At 64.7% G+C, this 17,570-nt stretch carries 17 protein-coding genes; 2 read left to right on the top strand and 15 right to left on the bottom strand.

Annotated features, from left to right (window positions below; all coding sequences use genetic code 11):
• Window positions 1–190: 190 nt before the first annotated feature.
• Window positions 191–2,449, top strand: coding sequence for a hypothetical protein (locus LX70_RS14025; protein ID WP_105515409.1), 2,259 nt, complete (start codon window positions 191–193; stop codon window positions 2,447–2,449).
• A gap of 12 nt (window positions 2,450–2,461) precedes the next feature.
• Here LX70_RS14025 and fahA read toward each other — a convergent pair whose 3' ends face one another.
• Genes fahA through LX70_RS13990 form a run of 7 tightly spaced genes read right to left on the bottom strand, consistent with a single transcriptional unit; the run spans window position 2,462 to window position 9,062 of the window.
• On the bottom strand, window positions 2,462–3,697 hold the full coding sequence (fahA, locus tag LX70_RS14020; protein WP_105515408.1) for a fumarylacetoacetase: 1,236 nt from the start codon (window positions 3,695–3,697) through the stop codon (window positions 2,462–2,464).
• Between the two features lie 7 nt (window positions 3,698–3,704).
• Entirely contained in the window at window positions 3,705–4,343 is a 639-nt protein-coding gene (maiA, locus tag LX70_RS14015; RefSeq protein ID WP_105515407.1) for a maleylacetoacetate isomerase, read from the bottom strand.
• Window positions 4,340–5,695 (bottom strand): homogentisate 1,2-dioxygenase, encoded by a 1,356-nt coding sequence (hmgA, locus tag LX70_RS14010; protein ID WP_105515406.1) that lies wholly within the window; start codon window positions 5,693–5,695, stop codon window positions 4,340–4,342. Before hmgA ends, maiA begins: the two co-directional genes overlap by 4 nt.
• Window positions 5,696–5,701: 6 nt before the next feature.
• On the bottom strand, window positions 5,702–7,012 hold the full coding sequence (locus LX70_RS14005) for a TRAP transporter large permease (RefSeq protein ID WP_105515405.1): 1,311 nt from the start codon (window positions 7,010–7,012) through the stop codon (window positions 5,702–5,704).
• Between the two features lie 9 nt (window positions 7,013–7,021).
• Entirely contained in the window at window positions 7,022–7,513 is a 492-nt protein-coding gene (locus tag LX70_RS14000) for a TRAP transporter small permease (RefSeq protein ID WP_170076199.1), read from the bottom strand.
• A 1-nt stretch (window position 7,514) separates the two neighbouring features.
• Complete coding sequence (locus tag LX70_RS13995; RefSeq protein ID WP_245885095.1) at window positions 7,515–8,543, bottom strand: TRAP transporter substrate-binding protein; 1,029 nt, start codon at window positions 8,541–8,543, stop codon at window positions 7,515–7,517.
• 42 nt (window positions 8,544–8,585) lie between these two features.
• On the bottom strand, window positions 8,586–9,062 hold the full coding sequence (locus LX70_RS13990) for a DoxX family protein (protein ID WP_105515403.1): 477 nt from the start codon (window positions 9,060–9,062) through the stop codon (window positions 8,586–8,588).
• A gap of 176 nt (window positions 9,063–9,238) precedes the next feature.
• Here LX70_RS13990 and LX70_RS13985 point away from each other — a divergent pair, with 176 nt between their 5' ends.
• Complete coding sequence (locus LX70_RS13985) at window positions 9,239–9,727, top strand: MarR family winged helix-turn-helix transcriptional regulator (RefSeq protein ID WP_105515402.1); 489 nt, start codon at window positions 9,239–9,241, stop codon at window positions 9,725–9,727.
• A 6-nt stretch (window positions 9,728–9,733) separates the two neighbouring features.
• On the opposite strand, the gene glpK is transcribed toward LX70_RS13985, so the two are convergent.
• From glpK to LX70_RS13945, 8 genes are all read right to left on the bottom strand, one after another.
• On the bottom strand, window positions 9,734–11,224 hold the full coding sequence (gene glpK, locus LX70_RS13980) for a glycerol kinase GlpK (protein ID WP_105515401.1): 1,491 nt from the start codon (window positions 11,222–11,224) through the stop codon (window positions 9,734–9,736).
• 105 nt (window positions 11,225–11,329) lie between these two features.
• Window positions 11,330–13,066: an ABC transporter substrate-binding protein gene (locus LX70_RS13975; RefSeq protein WP_170076198.1), complete on the bottom strand. Its 1,737-nt coding sequence runs from the start codon at window positions 13,064–13,066 to the stop codon at window positions 11,330–11,332.
• Window positions 13,067–13,140: 74 nt separating this feature from the next.
• Window positions 13,141–13,413: a DUF2160 domain-containing protein gene (locus LX70_RS13970; RefSeq protein ID WP_105515400.1), complete on the bottom strand. Its 273-nt coding sequence runs from the start codon at window positions 13,411–13,413 to the stop codon at window positions 13,141–13,143.
• A gap of 1 nt (window position 13,414) precedes the next feature.
• Window positions 13,415–13,684, bottom strand: a complete 270-nt coding sequence (locus LX70_RS13965; RefSeq protein WP_105515399.1) for a hypothetical protein — start codon at window positions 13,682–13,684, stop codon at window positions 13,415–13,417.
• Complete coding sequence (locus LX70_RS13960) at window positions 13,684–14,520, bottom strand: carbohydrate ABC transporter permease (RefSeq protein WP_211301724.1); 837 nt, start codon at window positions 14,518–14,520, stop codon at window positions 13,684–13,686. Before LX70_RS13960 ends, LX70_RS13965 begins: the two co-directional genes overlap by 1 nt.
• Complete coding sequence (locus LX70_RS13955) at window positions 14,520–15,392, bottom strand: carbohydrate ABC transporter permease (protein ID WP_105515397.1); 873 nt, start codon at window positions 15,390–15,392, stop codon at window positions 14,520–14,522. Before LX70_RS13955 ends, LX70_RS13960 begins: the two co-directional genes overlap by 1 nt.
• The gene (locus LX70_RS13950) at window positions 15,392–16,468 is read right to left on the bottom strand and encodes an ABC transporter ATP-binding protein (RefSeq protein ID WP_105515396.1); all 1,077 of its coding nucleotides are present in this window, start codon (window positions 16,466–16,468) and stop codon (window positions 15,392–15,394) included. The genes LX70_RS13955 and LX70_RS13950 overlap by 1 nt, the downstream gene beginning before the upstream one ends.
• A gap of 12 nt (window positions 16,469–16,480) precedes the next feature.
• Window positions 16,481–17,569: an ABC transporter ATP-binding protein gene (locus LX70_RS13945; RefSeq protein WP_105515395.1), complete on the bottom strand. Its 1,089-nt coding sequence runs from the start codon at window positions 17,567–17,569 to the stop codon at window positions 16,481–16,483.
• Between the last annotated feature and the right edge of the window lies 1 nt (window position 17,570).

The following is a 17,570-nucleotide window of genomic DNA, read 5'->3' as shown; positions in this document are numbered from 1 at the left end:
TCTGCCGGACCTTGCGGCGCAGAGTAGTGGCTTCCCCCATGGCCGGGCAAGACCCGCATCGCCGCAGGGTAGACGCATCGTTGCATCACCGCACCGCGAACCTGTCCCCAGCCCCCCGGACCGGCTTCCAAACCCATGGGCTTTGTGGTCTTTTCGCGCGCAAAGCCCACCTTTCGAAGAGGCCATACCAGTGTCCGACACCCCGACCCCGGAACAGCTTTGGGCCGAACATGACCGGGTGCCGAACTGGTATGCCGAGATCTTCCCCGCAGGGAAGCACGACGGGTTTTATGAGCGTCTGGGCGAACATGCGCTGTCCTTCGTCGAACGCAGTACTCAGCAACTTGTCGTCTCTTTCGACAACCTTTCCGACGCGGGCTATCCCTATCACGACGTCACCCCCTGGGGCGAAAAGATGATCCGCGAGAACGGGTGGAGCCATCTTGGCGTCTATTCCCGTGGCCCGTCCTGGTATCGCGATGCCCGGATCATCGCGCGGCTTGAGAAACTTGCGGCGGACGGGTTTTTCGCGCGGTTCGACCGGGTGGCGCTGATCGGCACCTCCATGGGCGCCTATGCCGCGCTGGCCTTCGCCGACCTTGCACCGGGCGCGACCGTGGTGGCGCTGTCGCCGCAATCGACGCTGGATACCGGGATCGTGCCTTGGGAAACCCGCTTCGTGAAGGGTCAGGCGCGGGACTGGACCCTGCCGCGCGCCGATGCCGCGACGACGCTTGGCGGCGTCGGCAAGGCCTATGTCCTTTACGATCCGTTTTTCGGACCGGACGTGGCCCATATCGCCCGCCTGCCGCAGGACCGGCTTGTCCATCTGCGCGCGCCGGGCCTTGGCCACAAGTCGGCGGTCGTCCTGCGCCGGATGGAGAAGCTGCGCAAGGTCATGGAGGCGGCGATCGCCGGGACGCTGACCCCGGTCGGCTTCGCGGCGATGATCCGCAACCGCAAGGACGTGCTGCTGTACCGCCGCAATATCGAGGCGTATCTGGCCGAACGGGACCGGGACAGCCTGATCCCCCGCTTCACCGCCGCCTTCCGCCAGCGCCGCCTTCAGGCCGCGGCCGAGGCCGCCGCCTCGGAGGGCTGGGGGGAGGATGGCGACGACAAGGAGGGGGAGCCTGAGGCACGCGCCCCCTCCGCTCCGCCCCCTGCCCCGGCGCGTACCGCCGCGACCAGCCATAGTGCCACAGCGCCGGAGCCTTCACCCGGCCACACACCCGCCCGCGCGCCCCGGACGCGGGGGAATGTCTGGATGCTGGAAGAAACCCCCACCGGCGTGCTGCGCTTCATGTCCGATCTTGACGGGGGCCGCGTCGAAGGGTTCGAGGATCGCGGCGGCAAGGTATTGCCCCAAAGCGCCGACCTGGCGCTGGCAACGGTGCATTTCGGCGGCGGCGGCGGAAATATCCCCCGGCCCCTGCCCGAACGCTTCCCTTACCACGTCATCGACCCGGCGCTGGACGGCAACGCCCCGGACGGCGCCGCCCGCGCCCAGGGTGCGATTGCGCAAAGCTATCACCGCGCCGCCGGTCTCGCCCTGCCGACGATCATCGCGGTGGCAGGCGACCGCCCCGGCCTGACGGCGGCCGAGGCCGAGGGCAAGGCCGCGCCCTACCGGAACCTGCTGGAGGGGATCGAAAATGCCCGCCACGCGCTGCGGCCCTGGGACAAGGCGCTGTTCGTCGACCGGGTCACGCTGGCCCTTCTGGCGGCCGAGGCGCTGCGCGGCGCGGATGGCCCGGATGAGGGCGCGGCGGACGCCCATTATGCCGATGTGGCGCAGCGCCTGCGCCGCGACATCACCGCGATCACCGGGCAGGCGAGCTTTCCGCCGCTGATCGTCGCGCAATCGGCCGGCAGCCGCAAGGACGGGCGCGCGGGCGTGATCCTTGCCGAAGGGCGGCTTTCCGTCGACCATCCCCGGCTGGGCTTTATCGTGGCGACGCCGAAATACCCCTTCGCGATGTCCCCCGACCTGCCCGCCAGCCACACGCCCGAGGCGCTTCTGGCCATCGACGAGCTTTGCCACCTCGCCCTGGCGCAGATCCGCGCGGGGCGGCGCTGGCAATGCCCGCTGATGCGGTTCGCGGGCCTGTCCGCCCGCACGGTGACGGCAGAGTTTTCCGCCCTCGGCGATCTGGTGCTGGGGGACGGGCCGCATGGCTTTGCCATCGAAGGCGCGGTGAACGATCCCAGGATCACCGCCGTCCATGCCGAGGGGCGCAAGGTGAGGCTGGTCCTGAACAAGGCGCCCGAGGGAGAGGGGCTGCACCTTGCCTACGCCTTCGGGATGCAGGCCGACGGCAGCGCGCGCCATGCCGCCAATCAGGGGGCGCTGCGCGACGACTGGGGTCAGGCCAGCCTTGTGCAGCCGGGCCTGACGCTGCGCCGCCATGCGCTGTCGGCGCGGGTAAAGATCGTCCGCACCGCCTGACCGGGCGGCGCCTTATTCCGCGGGCAGAACCTGTCCGGTGCAGGTGCCAAAGCCGACGACATAGCCGTCACCCACCGCCCGGCCCGACAGGGTCAGCGTGTCGCCGTCCTGAAGGAAGGTCCGCGTCTGGCCGCCGTCCAGTTGCACAGGCTCCGTCCCGCCCCAGCTGAGTTCCAGCAGCGACCCCCGGCTGCCCTTCTCGGGTCCCGAGATCGTGCCGGAGCCGAGCAGGTCGCCGGTCCGCATCGGGCAGCCGCAGCTTGTGTGATGCGCAAGCTGCTGGGCGGCGGAATAGTACATCTCGCGGTAATTGGTGCGGATGATGGTGGTGGCGTCATGGCCTTCGGGCGCGAGGGTCACGGCAAGGTCCACATTATAGAGCATCGGCCCCGGTTCCTGAAGATAGGGGAGCAGCGGGCGGAGGCGCGGCGGGGTCGGGGCGCGAAACGGCTCAAGCGCCGCCCTGGTCACGATCCACGGGCTGATCGTGGTTGCCGTCGCCTTCGATTGAAACGGGCCGAGCGGTTGGTATTCCCAGGCCTGAATGTCGCGCGCGGACCAATCATTCAGAAGGACATAGCCGAAGATCATCCGGTCCGCGTCGGCCACCGAAACCGGCCCGTCAGACGGGATGCCGACGATTGCGCCCATCTCAAGCTCGATATCAAAACGCGCCGAGGGGGCGAAGCGCGGCAGGTCGTCCTCCGGCCCCTTCACCTGCCCGCGCGGGCGGCGCACCGGCGTGCCTGACACGACGACGGAGGAGGCGCGGCCGTTATAGCCGATGGGGATCGACAGCCAGTTCGGCGGCAGCGCGTTTTCCTTGCCGCGAAACATCGTGCCGACGTTTTCGGCATGGTGGCGGCTGGCGTAGAAATCGGTGTATTCGGACACGCGAAAGGGCATGTGCATCCGCGTCAAAGGCATCGGGACAAGGTAGGGCGAAAGCCGGTCGGCATCGGCCCCCTCGGCCAGCATCGCCTGCAACTTCGCGCGGTAACCGTCCCAGACATCCGGGCCAAGCGCCATGAAATCGTTCCAGCCGTCATCGCCCAGCACCGGCTGCGCCGCCGCCGTCAGAAGCCCCGCCGCCTCAAGCGCTGTCAGGTCGAGGATACTGTCCCCGATGGCCGTCCCGCAGCGCCGCGCTCCGTCTTCGGTGGAGAAGACGCCATAGGGCAGGTTGTTGAGGGGGAAGGGGCCATCCGGGTCGTTGGCCGAGGGGATGCAGGATCTTAGCAGGGGCATGGTTTTCTCAGGTTAACACGGAATCTGGTTGGGCTTTGGGCGCCGCGTCTCGGAAGGCGGGGATCTGCGCGGCGGCGGCGTCGATCTTCAGAAGCGTCGGATAGGGCCGCAGGTCCATCTCCCAGCGGCGGGCGTTGTAAAGCTGCGCGACAAGACAGATGTCGGCAAGGGTGGGCGTCTCGGTGAAGGCGAAGGCGGTCGCAGGGTCCACCTCGCGTTCCAGCAGGTCGAGGCCGAGCCGCATCCAGTGGCGCATCCACCCTGCCCGCTGCGCCGCCGTGGCGTTGAAACGCTGCCCCAGCGCCTGCACCACACGCAGGTTGTTGATGGGATGAATGTCGCTTGCGATCACCTGCGCCATGGCCAGAACGCGCGCGCGAAGCAGCGGATCGTCAGGCACCAGCGCGGGGGTCGGATACCGTCCCTCAAGCCAGTCGATGATCGCCAGCGATTGCGTCAGGACCGTGCCGTCCTCCAACTCAAGCGCGGGCACCAGACGGGCCGGGTTCAGGCCCGCGTAGTCCACCCGGTTCTGATCCCCGCGCGACAGATCGACGGCCACGTTGTCGTAGCGCACCCCCTTGAGGTTCAGCGCGATCCGAACGCGGTAGGCGGCCGTCGAACGCCAGTAGCCGTAAAGCTTCATTTCTTGCCCGGCGTGCCGTCGAACTTTTTCTCGATGCTTTCCCAGCAGTCGATGTAGTCGTCCTGCAACGGCGCCTCTTTCGCGGCGAATTCGGTCAGGTGCTGCGGGAAGCGGGTTTCAAACATGAAGGACATGGTGTTGTCGAGCTTTTCGGGCTTCAGCGCCGTATTCGACGCCTTGTCGAAGGCCTCGCGGTCTGGCCCGTGGGGCAGCATCATGTTGTGCAGGCTCATCCCCCCCGGCACGAAGCCCTGCGGTTTCGCGTCATACTGGCCGTAGATGTTGCCCATCAGTTCGGACATGACGTTCTTGTGGTACCAGGGCGGGCGGAAGGTGTTTTCCATCACCATCCAGCGTTCACGGAACAGGACAAAGTCGATATTCGCGGTCCCCGGCACGCCGGAAGGCGCGGTCAGGACGGTGAAGATCGACGGGTCGGGGTGATCGAACAGGATCGCGCCGACGGGGCAATAGGTGCGCAGGTCATATTTCACCGGCGCGTAGTTCCCGTGCCATGCCACGACGTCGAGCGGGCTGTGGCCGATCTTCGTTTCATGAAACTGGCCGCACCACTTGATCGTGACGGTTGAGGGCGCCTCGCGATCCTCGAAGGCGGCGACGGGGGTCTTGAAATCGCGGCGGTTGGCCATGCAGTTGGCGCCGATGGGACCGCGGCCGGGCAGTTCGAATTTCTGCCCGTAGTTCTCGCAGACGAAGCCGCGCGCCGGGCCGTCGATCAGCTCCACCCGGTAGAGAAGCCCGCGCGGCAGGATGGCGATTTCCTTCGGCTCAAGGTCGATGATGCCCAACTCGGTGCAGAAGCGCAGCCGCCCCTCCTGCGGGACGACGAGCAATTCGCTGTCGGCGGAGTAGAAATATTCGTCCACCATCGACGCGGTCACCAGGTAGATGTGGCTGGCCATGCCCACCTGGGTGTTGACGTCCCCCGCCGTGGTCATGGTCCGCATGCCCGTCAGCCAGGTCAGCGTTTCGTCCGAGTGCGGCACCGCGTCCCAGCGGTATTGGCCCAGAGAGATCACATCATCGACGACATGGGGCGCGCTTTGCCAATAGGGCAGCGCGATCTTCTCATAGCGCGAGGAATGCTTGACCGAGGGCCGGATGCGGTAGCACCAGGTCCGTTCGTTCTGATGGCTCGGCGCGGTGAAGGCGGTGCCGGAGAGCTGCTCGCCGTAAAGCCCATAGTTGCATTTCTGCGGCGAATTCATGCCCTGCGGCAGGGCGCCCGGCAGCGCCTCCGTCTCAAAATCATTGCCAAAGCCCGGCATGTAGCCCTGATGCGGGCCGGGGAGCGAGGGGGCGACGGTCATCGGGTTCAGGGGGTCGGTCATGTTACCTCAGCCTATGAGAAGAAGGGAAACCACGGGCAGTGCGATCAGGATGGCAAGGCGCAGAAGGTCCGCGATCCAGAACGGCAGGATACCCTTGAAGATAGTGCCCAGCGGCACGTCGGTCAGCACGCTGCGCAACACGAAGACGTTAAGGCCGATCGGGGGGGAGATCAGGCTGATCTCGGTCACGACCACAACGAGGATGCCGAACCAGATCGCGACATGCGACGGGTCCGACAGCCAGCCACCGCCGAAGTCGAGCGACATCACCAGCGGGTAGAAGACAGGCACCGTCAGCAGGATCATCGACAGGCTTTCCAGCACCGCACCAAGAACGATGTAGATCACGACCAGCGCGAAGATCACGGTATAGGGGCCAAGCTGCATCCCCGTGACCCATTCGAGGATCGCGGCGGGCAGGCCCGCATAGCTGACGAAGTTCGAAAAGACCTGCGCGCCGATGATGAGGGCGAAGATCATCGCCGTCGTCCGGGCCGCGTCGGTGCAGGCGCCCAGCATCCGGCCCGGCGTCATCTTCGGTGTCGTCGCCGCGATGATGGCCGAGGACAGCGCGCCGATGGCTGCCGCCTCGGACGGGCTGAAGATGCCGCCGTAAATCCCGATCATGATGACCGCGAAGAGCGCGATCACAAGGATGACGCCGCGCAGTTCATGCCCGGTCATCGGTGTGCTGTCGGCCTCGGTCGGGGCAAGGCCGGGGCGCAGGCGCACCGTGACCGCGACGGCAAGGACATACATCACCACGCCCAGAAGACCCGGCAGGATGCCCGCGATAAAAAGCTTGCCGATGTCGGCCTCGGTCAGAAGCCCGTAGATGATGAGGACGACCGAGGGCGGGATCAGGATGCCAAGCGTCCCCCCCGCCGCGATGGAGCCGGTGGCAAGGCTGTCGTCATAGCCCGATTTCCGCATCGTCGGCATCGCGACCTTCGACATGGTCGCGGCGGTGGCCAGCGACGATCCGCAGACAGCGGAAAACCCGCCGCAGGCCACGACCGTCGACATGGCCAGCCCCCCGCGCAAGCGGTGCAAGAGCCTGTGCGCCGATGAAAAGAGCGCATCCGACACACCGGAGATGGTCAGGAAGTTGCCCATCAGGACGAAAAGCGGGATCACCGCCAGCGTGAAGGACAGGACCGTGTCAAAGGCCGCATTGCCGGTCAGCGTCAGACTTGCATGCCAGTTTCTCAGCGCCGCGAACCCGGCCGTGCCGACGAGGATCATCGCGAAAGCGATGGGGATGCGCAGCAGGACGAGGGCGAAGAGCGCCGCAAAGCCAAGGATCGAAGCGAGCATGAAGGCCCCTCAGGAACGCGGATTTCGGACAAGGACCAGCACCGCCACGCAAAGCGCAGAGCCGAAGGCGGCGATGTAGCCCACATAGGCAAGCGGTATCTGGAGCGAGTTGGTGACCTGACCGTATTTCGCCATCCGGCCGGCATAGGCAAAGATCTCGACCGCCAGCAGGCCGAAGACGGCGATCCCGCTGAGTGTTGCGATCGCGCCCAAAAGGCGGCGCCTGGCGCGCGATTTGGGGTCGAAGAGTTCCACCTCGATATGTTCGCGCGCGCCTGTGGTGATCGGAAGCGCCGTGAAGACAAGGCAGGCCAGCAGGATCTCGGTCAGCTCAAACGCCCCCCGGATCGGCGCATTGAAGACATAGCGCGCGATAACATCGGCCCCGGTCAGGCACATCATCGCGACCAGAAGGAGCGCGCAGAGAAGGCCAAGTCCCTTCTGGACGGCAGGCCAGACCCTTTGGGTCCGGCCATCCCTTGTGTCAGGCGGCAGCGCCATATCAGTCGGCCGCCAGTTCGCGGATCCGGGCCAGCGCGGCCGGACCGTCAAACCCCTGCGCCGCCAGCTTTTCCGACCAGGCGGCTTCATGCGCCGCAGCGATGGTCTGGATATGGGCCAGAACCTCGGGCGGTGCGTCGTCCATGGAAACCTTGGCCGCCTCTGCTGCCGCGATACCGGCCTGATCGGCCTCATCCCAGACGACACCGGCCTTGGCCGAAAGCGTGGCACCAGAGATGCCCTCGATCGCGGCCTTGTCCTGATCGGACAGCCCGTCCCATCTGCCCTCGTTCATCACCAGAAACCAGGTGGTGTTGTAGATCCCGCCATCGACCTTCAGCGTGTTGGTCAGATGCGGGGCGAGGTTGAAGGAGTTCAGCGCCTCCATCGGGAAGGTCACGCCGTCGATGACGTGGTTCGACAGCTTCTCGAACACCTCGCCCGGCCCCATGAACTGTGTCGTGGCGCCCAGCTCGGCGACAAGATCGGCGATATAGCCGCCCGGCACGCGGATCTTCAGGCCCTGAAAATCCTCGGGCTTTTCGATCTTGCGGGCGTTGTTGTGGAACATGCCCGGCCCGTGAACCCACAGCGACAGAAGCTTTGTCCCCTGATGTTCGGCCTGCGCGTCCAGATCGCCCGCATAGACCGTCCAGAACGCGGTCGAGGTCTTTTCGGCGGTGTTGCCGAGGAAGGAGAATTGCCCGATCTCCGACCGCTGGAACCGCGCGTCCTTGGAAAAGGACTGAAGCCCGTAGGTGATGTCCGCGATCCCGTCGACGGCCAGGTCGAAGGCGGCGGGCGGCGGGCCGAGGGGGCTTGGCAGGATGCGGACGGTCACGCGGCCTTCGGTGACCTTCGCGACCTCATCGGCCCAGGGCTGCATGACCTTCGTGACCAGCGGATGCGTGGGCGGCAGCCAGGAGGACATCACGAGTTCTTCCGCATGTGCGGCGCCGACCATAAGGCCGATTGCCGAAACGCTTGCGGCCATCAGTGACCGCAGCACCCTGTTCTTTTCGTTCTTCATGTGCGTTTCCCATTGTTGAACTTTGGTGTCGTTGAAGGCTGCTCAGAACTCCCGCCCGAGCTTGCGGTCGATGGACAGGGCGCCCCCGCCCCGGATGGCGAAGAAAAGCGCGGCCATGCCCCAGAACAGCGGATATTCGAACCCCTTGGCGATCCAGAAGAAACCGTTGGCCGCATGGAACTGAACCGCGAAGGCCATGAAGATCGCCACGGCGATGGCGGCCGGGCGGGTCAGGAAGCCGAAGACCAGGCACAGCCCGCCAAAGAACTCGATGACACCGACCAGAAGCGCCATGAAAGATGGCGCGGCATAGCCGACGCTTTCGAAGAACTTCGCGGTCCCGTCCAGCCCGCCGCCACCGAAGGCGCCAAAAAGCTTCTGCGCCCCGTGCGGCAGCAAAAGCGCGCCGGTCACGACCCGAAGGCCCAGCCAGGCGATGTCCTGCAAACCCGCATAGACGGGCGCAAGCCCCGGCAGATAGAGTTGCTGCGCCGTTTCGGGCGCCTCGTTGATCGACATTCTCTCCTCCCCTGTCGCATTTGGTGGTCTGTGCCACCGTCTGACAACGGCAAAAGTAGTTTCATCTGAAACTATGTCAACAGGAAATTTCAGCGGAAACCACTTTTCAACCGGAGGGGCGACCGATAGCATCGCCGCTGGTGAGGGGTACGGGATCGGGAAAAGACCGGGTGGATATGGATCAGTCAGCGGATACGAAAAGCCACGGGGCAGCCGGGACCCCCGATTTCATGTTGCAGGCCTTCTTTCCCTATCTCGCGCGGGTCTTCTACACCCATGTCAGCGGCGCGGTGTCGGGGCTTTACGAAGAACCCTTCGGGATGAAGCGCTATGAATGGCGGACCATGGCGATCCTTGGCCAGAACCCCGCGATGACGGCCAGCGACATCGTCGCGGCGTCGAGCATGGACAAGGTTTCCGTCAGTCGCGCGATCACGGCGCTGCGCGGGCGCGGCTGGATCGCGGAACGCGCCAACAAGGCCGACGCGCGGAGCCGTCTGCTTCGGCTGTCACGCAGCGGGCGGGAGGTTTATGAGACGCTGGTCCCGCAGATGATCGCGCTGGAAGAAAAGCTTCTGGCTGATCTGAGCGATACGGAAATCGGGACTTTGAAGGCACTGATGGCGCGTGTCGCCGCCTCGGCCGCGGCGCTGCGGGACGGATAGCGCGGCCTATTCGGCGAAGGACAGGGTCGCCGCGACGGCGCGTTTCCAGGCCGCGTAGCGGACCGCCCGCGCGCCTTCCTCCATCTTCGGCTCGAACCGCGTGTCGGCGGTCCAGCTTGCGGCGAATTCCGCCATGCCGGGCAGGATACCGGCCCGCTGACCGGCCAGCCAAGCGGCGCCCATCGCGGTCGTCTCAAGGATGCGCGGGCGTTCGACCGGCGCGTCGATGATGTCGGCCAGGAACTGCATGGTGAAGGCAGACGCGCTCATCCCGCCATCCACCCGCAGCGCGGTGTCACCCGCCCCGGTCCAGTCGGCGCGCATCGCCTCAAGCAGGTCGCGGGTCTGGAAGCCGACGCTTTCCAGCGCGGCGCGGGCCAGTTCGGCGGGGCCGGAATTGCGGGTCAGGCCAAAGACCGCGCCCCGGCTTTCCGCGTTCCAGTAGGGCGCGCCAAGGCCGGTGAAGGCGGGGACGAGTATGACCTGCTGGCCAGGGTCGGCGCGTTCGGCGAGGCCTTGCGTCTCCCCCGCATTGCCGATGATCTTCAGCCCGTCGCGCAGCCATTGGACCACGGCCCCGGCGATGAAGATCGACCCTTCCAGCGCATAGGTTGGCTTGCCGTCAAGCTGATAGGCAATCGTCGTCAGAAGCCGGTTCTTCGACCGCACCGGCACCTCGCCAGTATTCAGAAGCGCGAAGCAGCCCGTGCCGTAGGTGGATTTCATCATGCCGGGCTTGAAACAGGCCTGCCCCACGGTCGCCGCCTGCTGATCGCCCGCGATGCCGAGGATCGGGATGGGGCGGCCGAAGAGGTCGGGCCGGGTTTCGCCGAAATCGGCGGCGCAGTCGCGCACCTCGGGCAGCATCGCCATGGGGATGTTCAGCCGGTCGCAGATCGTCCGCGACCAGCGCCCCTTGCGGATGTCGTAAAGCAGCGTCCGCGCGGCATTGGTCGCGTCGGTGACATGCGCCTTGCCCCCGGTCAGGTTCCACACAAGCCAGCTGTCGACCGTGCCGAACAGCAGGTCCCCGGCTTCGGCCCGCGCGCGGGCGCCGTCGATGTTGTCGAGAATCCAGGCCAGTTTCGTCCCCGAGAAATAGGGGTCAAGCAGCAGCCCGGTCCGTTCGGTCACGACATCCTCGAACCCTTCGGATTTCAGCGCCTTGCAAAGATCGGATGTGCGCCGGTCCTGCCAGACGATGGCGTTGCAGACCGGCTTGCCGGTCTTGCGGTCCCAGACGATGGTCGTTTCCCGCTGGTTGGTGATGCCGATGGCCGCGATCCGTTCCGGCCCCGCCCCGGCGCGGTCGATCGCCGCGCGGCAGGTAGAGGCGGTCGTGGTCCACAGGTCCATCGGGTCGTGTTCGACCCAGCCGCTTGCGGGGTAATGCTGCGTGAATTCTTCCTGCGCCGAGGCGACGGCTGACAGGCTGCCATCGAAAAGGATCGCCCGTGTCGAAGTGGTTCCCTGATCAATGGCCAGAATCTGGGTCATGTCTTTCCTCAATGCGCCTTTTCCCAAGGCATAGCAGACCGTCGCGCGGCCCTGGGACGAAAAGTGTCGGCCGGGACCCGATCAAAGGCCCCGGCCGGGATAAGCTTACTGCCAGGACTTGATCAGCTCATCATAGCTGACCGTTTCCGGCGTCGGCTTTTCGTTTTCCAGCTTCTCGCGCGGGGCAAGGGTGCCGTTTTCCTTCGCGACATTGGCCCAGTAGGCGAGGTCGTGTTCCTCGTTCAGCTTCGGCCCCTTGTCGCCCTGGACACCGGCACGCTCAAGCCGCTCAAGCACCTTTTCCTGATCGGCGCAGAGCGAATCCAGCGCTTCCTGCGGGCTCTTGGCGCCCGACATGGCGTCACCGATATTCTGCCACCAAAGCTGCGCGAGCTTCGGATAGTCCGGCACGTTGGTGCCGGTCGGCGACCACTGAACGCGCGCGGGCGAGCGGTAGAACTCGATCAAACCGCCCAGTTGCGGCGCGCGATCAGAGAAGTGCTGGCTGTCGATGGTGGATTCGCGGATGAAGGTCAGGCCGACGTCCGATTTCTTGACGTCCACGGTCTTGGACACCACGAACTGCGCGTAAAGCCAGGCGGCCTTGGCGCGGTCCACCGGGGTCGACTTCATCAGCGTCCAGGAACCGGCATCCTGATAGCCGACCTTCATGCCCTGTTCCCAGTACGCACCATGCGGCGAGGGGGCCATGCGCCATTTCGGCGTGCCATCGTCGTTCATCACCGGCAGGCCGGGCTTGACCATGTCGGCGGTGAAGGCGGTGTACCAGAACATCTGCTGCGCGACCTCACCCTGCGCCGGAACCGGCCCGGCCTCGGAGAAGGTCATGCCGGCGGCGGCGGGCGGCGAATACTTTTGCAGCCAGTCCACCGCCTTGGTCACGGCATAGACGGCGGCGGCATCGTTGGTCGCCCCGCCGCGCGCCACGCAGGAGCCGGTCGGCTGATCCTGATCGTTGACGCGGATGCCCCATTCATCGACCGGCTTGCCGTTCGGCTCGCCCTTGTCGCCCATACCGGCCATGGACATCCACGCATCGGTATAGCGCCAGCCAAGCGAGGGGTCCTTCTTGCCATAGTCCATGTTGCCATAGGCGCTTTTCGGGCCGCCCATATAGGACATGTCGCGCCCGGTGAAGAACTCGGCAATATCCTCATAGGCCGACCAGTTGACCGGAACGCCAAGGTCGTAGCCATACTTGGCCTTGAAATCGTCCTTGGTCTTCTGGTCGTTGAACCAGTCGTAGCGGAACCAGTAGAGGTTCGCGAACTGCTGGTCGGGAAGCTGATAAAGCTTGCCGTCCGGCGCGGTGGTAAAGCTCGCCCCGATGAAATCGGCGATGTCGAGGCCGGGGTTGGTGACATCCACACCCTCGCCCGCCATCCAGTCGGTCAGGTCGCGGACCTGCTGATAGCGCCAGTGGGTGCCGATGAGGTCGCTGTCGTTGACATAGGCGTCATAGATGTTCTCGCCCGACTGCATCTGGGTCTGAAGCTTTTCGACGACGTCGCCTTCGCCGATCAGGTCATGGGTGATCTTGATGCCGGTGATGGCGGTGAAGGCGGGGGCAAGCACCTTCGATTCATACTCATGCGTGGTGATGGTTTCCGAAACCACCTTGATCTCCATCCCCGCGAAGGGCTTGGCGGCGTCGATGAACCATTGCATCTCCGCTTCCTGATCGGCGCGCGACAGGGTGGAGACATCGCCGATCTCGGCGTCGAGGAAGGCTTTCGCCTCATCCATGCCGGCGAAGGCCGGTCCCGAAAGCAGCATGAGCGCGGCGCCCATGGCCGTTGTTGACTTGAATCGCAGTTTCATTCGTTCCTCCCGTTGAAAAGCCGTTCGTTAATTGGCGCACCGGACCGCGGTCCGGGACGCCGGGTTAAGCCCTCTCAGACCCAGCGAAAGACCGCTGCGGCGTAGATCAGGCAGACGATCAGCGCGCCCCATTGCGGCGCGCTGACAAGACCGAGCCAGGCCAGATTGATGAAGGCCGAACCCAGAAGCGTGATGAAAAGGCGGTCACCCCGCGTCGTCTCGATCCGAAGCACGCCGACACGCGGCGTTTCGGGAAACTTGATCGCGAGGATGGTGAAGGTGATGAGCAGACAGGCGATGACGGCGAAGAAGATCGCGGTCGGTACGGTCCAGGCCATCCAGTCCATTTCAAAGTCTCCGATATTTCACTTTGGAGTTCCCGATCTCGGAACCGCCTACCTCTTCGATGTGGGCCAATACCCCTTGGTCATCCTCACCCCTCACCGCCTGCCTGATGGCCTGACCGAGCATCCCGCGTTCACCACCGGCGATTTCAGTGTTCCATTCGCTCGTAAAAACCTCGCGAACGCTGAACACCCGACCCCGGCCAAGGGACCGCGTGCGTTCGGCAAACACATCGCCCCAACGACGCCAGAGCCGCTCCGCGCCTTCGTTCATCACACCCTCCCCAGGGCAAAGCCCTTGGCGATGTAGTTGCGGACGAAGTAGATCACGAGCGCGCCCGGCACGATGGTCAGAACCCCGGCGGCGGCCAGCACGCCCCAGTCGAGGCCCGAGGCCGACACCGTGCGGGTCATCGTCGCGGCGATGGGCTTGGCGTTGACCGAGGTCAGGGTGCGGCTTAGCAGCAGCTCGACCCAGGAGAACATGAAGCAGAAGAAGGCGGCGACACCGATGCCGCTTGCGATCAGCGGCATGAAGATGCGGATGAAGAAGCGGCCAAAGCCGTAGCCGTCGATATAGGCGGTCTCATCAATCTCTTTCGGGACGCCGCGCATGAAACCTTCAAGGATCCAGACCGCCAGCGGCACGTTGAACAGGCAATGCGCCAGCGCCACGGCGATATGCGTGTCGAAAAGGCCAACCGAGGAATACAGCTGAAAGAACGGCAGCGCGAAGACGGCGGGCGGTGCCATGCGGTTGGTCAGGAGCCAGAAGAACAGGTGCTTGTCGCCCATGAAGGAATAGCGGCTGAACGCATAGGCGGCGGGCAGCGCGACCGTCAGCGAAATGACGGTGTTCATCACGACATAGATCAGGCTGTTGACATAGCCCATATACCAGCTCGGGTCGGTCAGGATCGTGCGGTAATTCGCGAAAGTCAGGTCGCGCGGCCACAGCGAAAAGACGTTCAGGATCTCCGAATTGGTCTTCAGGCTCATGTTCAAAAGCCAGTAGATCGGCAAGAGCAGGAAGACGAGGTAGAGCGTCATCACCACGGCCTTGCCGTTCAGTCGCAGGCCCGTGCCACGCGCGGCGCTTTGTGCGGCCATCACTTGCCCTCCCGTTTGTCGAGGTTCGTCATCACGGTGTAGAACACCCATGAAATCAACAAGATGACGAGGAAATACATGATCGAGAAGGCGGCGGCGGGGCCAAGGTCGAACTGCCCGATGGCCATCTTCACAAGGTCGATGGACAGGAAGGTCGTCGCATTGCCGGGACCGCCGCCGGTGACGACGAAAGGCTCGGTATAGATCATGAAGCTGTCCATGAAGCGCAACAGGATCGCGATCATCAGGACGCCCTGCATCTTCGGCAGCTCGATATAGCGGAACACCTTCCAGCGGCTCGCCTGGTCGATCTTGGCGGCCTGATAATAGGCGTCGGGGATCGACTGAAGCCCGGCATAGGCCAGAAGCGCCACCAGCGAGGTCCAGTGCCAGACATCCATGACGATGACCGTCACCCAGGCATCGAGGACGTCGCTGGTATAGTTGTAGTCGATGCCCATCGCCTCAAGCGTGTGGCCCAGAAGGCCGATATCGACGCGGCCGAAGATCTGCCAGATCGTGCCGACCACGTTCCAAGGCACCAGAAGCGGCAGCGCCATGAGGACAAGGCAGAGCGAGGACCAGAAGCCCTTCTTCGGCATGTTCAGCGCGACGAAGATGCCCAGCGGCACCTCGATCGCCAGGATGATGGCCGAGAAGATGATCTGCCGACCCAGCGCGTCCCACATCCGGTCGCTGTGCAGCATCTCATCGAACCATTCGAGGCCGGCCCAGAAGAACTGGTTGTTTCCGAACGTGTCCTGCACCGAGTAGTTGACGACCGTCATCAGCGGGATCACCGCCGAAAAGGCGACGAGGATCAGCATCGGTATGACGAGGAACCACGCCTTCTGGTTCACGGTCTTTTCCATCACGCGGCCTCCCCTGCGACGCGCCAGTCATCGGCGTAGACGTTGATGTGATCGGCATCGAAGATGACGCGGTTCATGTCGGCGCTGACGGCGTCCTCCTCGCGCGCGATGATGTTGATGTCGCGGCCGAAGAATTCCGCCCGGATGATCTTGTGCCGGCCCACATCCTCGATCCGGCGCACGGTCACCGGCAGCCCTTCGGACTGCGACAGGCGGGCGAATTCCGGGCGCACGCCGATCTCAACCTTGCCGGAAAGGCCCTTGTAGCCCCGCCCCAGGGGGATTTCCGCGCCCTCGATCCGGGCGGTCGTGCCGTCGACCGTCGCCGGGATCAGGTTCATGCCGGGGGAGCCGATGAAATAGCCGACGAAGGTATGTTCGGGCCGTTCGAACAGTTCCTCGGGCGTGCCGATCTGCACCACGCGGCCGTCATACATGACCACGACCTTGTCGGCGAAGGTCAGCGCCTCGGTCTGGTCGTGGGTGACGTAGATCATCGTATGACCGAAATCGTGGTGCAGCTTCTTCAACTGGGTCCGAAGCTCCCATTTCATATGCGGGTCGATCACGGTCAGCGGTTCGTCGAAAAGAAGCGCGTTCACGTCCTTGCGCACCATCCCGCGACCAAGCGAGATCTTCTGCTTCGCATCCGCCGTCAGGCCGCGCGCCTTGCGATCCAGCATGTGTTCCATGCCGATCATATGGGCGATTTCCTGAACCCGTTCGGCCACATAGCCTTCATCCCGGCCGCGATTGCGCAGCGGGAAGGCCAGGTTGTCGCGTACCGTCATCGTGTCGTAGACGACCGGGAACTGAAACACCTGGGCGATGTTGCGTTCCGCCGTCGGCGCGTCGGTCACATCCTGCCCGTCAAACAGGATGCGCCCCTGCGAGGGCCGTAGAAGGCCCGAGATGATGTTGAGAAGCGTGGACTTGCCGCAGCCCGACGACCCCAGAAGCGCATAGGCCGCGCCGTCCTGCCAGTCGTGGTTCAGCTCCTTCAACGCGAAATCGTCCTCGGAGGCCGGGTTGGGCAGGTAGGAATGCGCCAGGTTCGACAGCGTGATCTTTGCCATTCTCGCTTCTCCTCAGGCTGCCATGGCGTAGGCGGCCGGCGTGACCAGCCTGCCATCCTCGGCAAAGACATAGACGTGGCGCGGGTCGAGCCAGACATCCAGCCGCTCCCCCAGGCGCAGGTCGTGGACGCCGTGGATCAGGCCGACCCAGCGGTCGCCGAAATGGTCGAGATGCACGAAGGTCTCCGACCCGGTCAGTTCGGTGACGGTCAGCCGGGTGACGAACTGCATCGCCTGCGGCGCATGTTGGTGGATCTCAAGATGGTTGGGCCGGAACCCGGCCGTGTAGCGGCCATCGGGCAGCGCCGCGATCTGGCCGGTGGCGGCGGCAGTCTGCCCATCGCCGAAGCGCAGCCTGTCGCCTTCCTTGACGATCTTCAGGAAATTCATCGGCGGGTCTGAGAAAACCCGCGCCGTCGTCGCATCGACCGGGCGGCGGTAGACCTCGGGCGTGGGGCCGAACTGGGTCACCCTGCCCTCCCACAGTGTCGCGGTATTCCCGCCCAGAAGCAGCGCCTCTTCCGGTTCGGTCGTGGCATAGACGAAGATGGAGCCGGAGGCCTCGAAGATCTTCGGGATCTCCACCCGCAACTCCTCCCGCAGCTTGTAGTCGAGATTGGCGAGCGGTTCGTCCAGCAGGACAAGGCCCGCGTTCTTGACCAGCGCGCGGGCCAGCGCGCAGCGCTGCTGCTGGCCGCCCGACAGTTCCAGCGGCTTGCGATCCAGCATCGGGGTCAGCTTCATCAGCTCCGCGCTTTCGCGGACCCGGCGGTCCACCTCTTTGGCGTCCACCCGCAGAAGTTTCAGCGGCGAGGCGATGTTGTCATAGACGCTCATCGACGGGTAGTTGATGAACTGCTGGTAGACCATGGCGACCTTGCGGTCCTGCACCCGCATCCCGGTCACATCCGTGCCGTTCCAGAAGATCTGCCCCGTCGTCGGCACATCAAGCCCGGCCATCAGACGCATGAGAGAGGTCTTGCCCGAAAGCGTCGGCCCAAGCAGCACGTTCATCGTGCCGTTCTCAAGCACCAGGTCGGTCGCATGGATATGCGTCTGCCCCTCGACGGCCTTCGATACGCCTTTCAGTTCCAGCGTCACT

The organism is Albidovulum denitrificans (genome assembly GCF_002973535.1).
Lineage (GTDB): Bacteria > Pseudomonadota > Alphaproteobacteria > Rhodobacterales > Rhodobacteraceae > Albidovulum > Albidovulum denitrificans.
Note: the sequence above shows the minus strand (reverse complement) of the source record. Positions and strands in the feature narration are given on the sequence as shown.